The organism is Xanthomonas populi, from assembly GCF_002940065.1.
GTDB lineage: Bacteria > Pseudomonadota > Gammaproteobacteria > Xanthomonadales > Xanthomonadaceae > Xanthomonas > Xanthomonas populi.
Window position 1 is genome coordinate 1 of the sequence record NZ_MDEJ01000228.1, and the last position, 3,346, is coordinate 3,346.

Consider the following 3,346-nt stretch of genomic DNA (forward strand, 5'->3'; position numbering starts at 1 on the left):
GATTAGGGAAAATTGCTCTGGTGTGATCTCCATACCCGATAGTTTACTCGCTCAGGCCATTAGTGTTAACAGGCCCTAGTGTTCGATAACCCACGTATCGATTCGACCCTGCTGCTGACCGAGGTCGCCTATGTCACGCCCTACAAGCTCTCCGGCGGCGCAGTGGGCATCAACACGCTGCTGCCGCTGATCAATCTGGATGCTTCGTTCGGGCGCATCAGGATTGCCACCTTGCGCGATAACGGCGCCGATGTCGGCGACCTGACCTTTGTGCCTTACTTGCAGATGCTGCAGGTAATACGCAGCGGCTGCCCGGTGTTTTCGCAGCGCTCGGAGATCGATGCCATCGCGCTGATCGGCAAGTTCGATCGCGATCTCAATCTCAATCAGAGCGCCGGCTATTGGTCGCTGGTGCCGCAATATGCGTTCACGGTGTTCCCGACGCCAAACTGGGAAGCCAGCGCACGCATCAACTACATCTACAAACTCCGCACCCAGTTCCGCGACAACCCCACCAACGGCCAGCGCGTGGCCGACACCCGCCAAAGCGTGTTCTATGCCGGCCCTGACGGCGTCTGGCGGATGTATGCCAGCAACATGCTGTTTGCCAATGTGTCTCTGCCGGTGGACGTGAAGAACGCTGCCTCCGGCAATAACGTCAACTTGCAGTACGTCGATGTGGTCTAGTGCCGGCGCGGCCGGCCTCTTCGGAGAGTGGCAATGAATTTGCAGAACAAGACGATCGTGGTCACCGGTGTGGCATCGGGCATCGGTGCAGAAGTGGCGCGGCTGGCGCGTTTTCATGGCGCCACGGTGATCGGCATCGATCGCGCACCGGTGCAGATGACGCTGCACGGCTTTCATCAGGCCGATCTCGGCGATCCGGCTTCTATCGATGCGCTGGTGCAGGCCTTGCCGGAGCGCATCGACGGGCTGGCCAATGTGGCCGGCGTGCCGGGCACCGCACCGCTGGAGCTGGTGGCGCGCGTCAACTATCTGGGCCTGCGCCATCTCAGCCAGGCGCTGCTGCCGCGCATCGTGCCGGGCGGCGCCATCATCAACGTGGCCTCGATCCTGGGAGCCGAATGGCCGCAGCGTCTGGACCTGCACAAGCAACTGGGCGCCACCGACAGCTTTGCGTCCGGCAGTGCGTGGTTGGCGGAACATCCTGTGGCCCACGACACCTGCTATCAGTACTTCAAGGAAGCGCTGATTGTGTGGACCCTGCTGCAATCGCGGCCCTGTTTTGCCGAGCACGGTGTGCGCGTCAACAACGTCGCGCCAGGGCCGGTGTTTACTCCAATCCTTGGCGATTTCGTCACCATGCTCGGCGAAGAGCGCGTCAAGCAAGATGCCAAGCGCATGACGCGTCCGGCGTATGCCGACGAAGTGGCCGAGGCCATCGTGTTTCTCGCTTCCGATGCCGCGCGCTGGATCAACGGCATCACCCTGCCTGTCGATGGCGGGCTGGCGTCGACCACTCTGTAACACCACCCCTTCAGCAGGAGGCTAGACCATGCATGCTCTCCCCGCCGTAAGCGTCTCCGCGCCGATCACCCCGGCGTGGCACGGCTGCATCTTCAATGGCGACTGGGTGCCCGGCAACGGCGGCACTTTGCAGATCTACGAGCCCGCCACCGGCAACTTACTGCACGAAGTGACCAAGGCCGATCGGTCTGATGTCGCAGCTGCTGTGGCGCAAGCCAAACACGCGCAGCGTGCGTGGGCCGCCGCCGCGCTGCGTGAGCGCGCTGCGATATTTCACCGTGCAGCGCAGCTGATGGAAGCGCGCAGTGCGGAAGCGGCACTTCTGATTGCGCGCGAAACCGGCGGCATTTCGCCCAAGGCCCAGCGCGAAGTGAACGAGGCCGTGGCGTTCTATCAGCAGGCTGCGGCACTGCCGCTGCAGGCAGTGGGGCAAGTGCTGCCGACGGGTGCCGGTCAACTCAGCTTGGCGCGGCATCTGCCGTTGGGCGTGATCGCTGTTATCTCACCTTTCAACTTTCCGTTGATTTTATCGCTGCGTTCGGTCGCCCCGGCGCTGGCGATGGGCAATGCGGTGGTGCTCAAGCCCGATTCGCGCACGCCGTATACCGGTGGCGTGATCATCGCGCAGGTGCTGGAAGAAGCCGGCTTGCCGAAGGGCTTGCTGCATGTGCTGTATGGCGATGCGCAGATCGGTCAGGCGCTGGTCGAAGCGCCGGATGTGCCGATGATCGCCTTCACCGGCTCCACCGCCGCTGGCCGGCGCATCGGCGAGATCGCAGGGCGGTACTTGAAGAAGATCGCGCTGGAACTGGGCGGCAACAACGCAGTGATCGTGCTCGACGACGCCGATCTGGATAAAGCCGCATCGGCCATCGCGTTTGGCGCCTACATGCATCAAGGGCAGATCTGCATGGCCACCGGCCGCGTGCTGGTGCAGCGCAGTGTGGCCGAGGCATTGACACAGCGGCTGGCAGAAAAAGCACGCCATCTTCCCATGGGCGATCCGGTCAGCGGCACGGTGGCGCTTGGCCCGATCAACGACCAGCGCCAGCTGCAGCACGTGGTCGATATCGTGCGCGACAGCATTGCCGCCGGTGCGGTGGTCGAAGCCGGTGCCACCAACGAAGGCCTGTTCTATGCGCCGACCGTGTTGTCCAACATGCGTCCGGGCATGCGCGCATTCGACGAAGAGGTGTTCGGCCCGGTGATCAACATCACTGTGTTCGATACCGACGACGAAGCGGCGGAGCTGGCCAACTACGGCGATTATGGGTTGGTCGCCGGCATCCTGTCGGCATCGGTGTCGCGTGCGATGAGCTTGGGCGATCAACTGCACATCGGCTCGCTGCATATCAACGACCAGACCGTGGTGGATGAAGTCATCAACCCGTTCGGCGGCACCGGTGCGTCGGGCAATGGCACCAGCGTCGGTGGCCCGGCCGATTGGGAGCAGTACACGCATTGGCAGTGGCTGACGATCGAGAACGCGGTGCCGCAGTACCCATTCTGATCGGCGGTGTGCGACCGACGTGGAGTGGCTGACAAACCCTCTCGAACGCTGTATCGATGGCGGCAACGTGTTGGCCACACTTGCCTTCGTTGTTCCTGATTCGCCCTGACTCTCAGCCGTGAAAATTGCTCGCCGCACGCAGAACCGGCTCTGGACATGGTGTGGATTGCATCATGGCCGTGGCCAGTCGTGGCAGCATGTCGCGCAAGCGGAATCGACGATTAAACCGATAGGCCGCTTCTCCCATGTAACGCCTTGCGTATTTGCATTGCGCGATGGCGTGATACACGCCACTGATGGCGCGCTTGAGGTTGCCCAGCACCACGTTGACGCAACGTGCACCGGCCG

The 3,346-nt window shown here is 62.6% G+C and carries 3 protein-coding genes and 1 pseudogene; 3 read left to right on the top strand and 1 reads right to left on the bottom strand.

Annotated elements, in window-relative coordinates; genetic code table 11:
- Positions 1 to 78: 78 nt before the first annotated feature.
- The 3 genes and pseudogenes from XpopCFBP1817_RS20120 to XpopCFBP1817_RS20130 all read left to right on the top strand — a co-directional run.
- Positions 79 to 687 (top strand): annotated as a pseudogene (locus tag XpopCFBP1817_RS20120) (transporter); the annotation flags it as partial.
- Positions 688 to 720: 33 nt separating this feature from the next.
- The gene (locus XpopCFBP1817_RS20125; protein WP_128418428.1) at positions 721 to 1,488 is read left to right on the top strand and encodes a coniferyl-alcohol dehydrogenase; all 768 of its coding nucleotides are present in this window, start codon (positions 721 to 723) and stop codon (positions 1,486 to 1,488) included.
- A gap of 28 nt (positions 1,489 to 1,516) precedes the next feature.
- Positions 1,517 to 2,998, top strand: a complete 1,482-nt coding sequence (locus XpopCFBP1817_RS20130; RefSeq protein WP_128418429.1) for a benzaldehyde dehydrogenase — start codon at positions 1,517 to 1,519, stop codon at positions 2,996 to 2,998.
- Positions 2,999 to 3,110: 112 nt separating this feature from the next.
- Here XpopCFBP1817_RS20130 and XpopCFBP1817_RS20135 read toward each other — a convergent pair.
- On the bottom strand, positions 3,111 to 3,346 hold a 236-nt coding region (locus XpopCFBP1817_RS20135), incomplete at its 5' end, for a transposase (protein WP_146090199.1).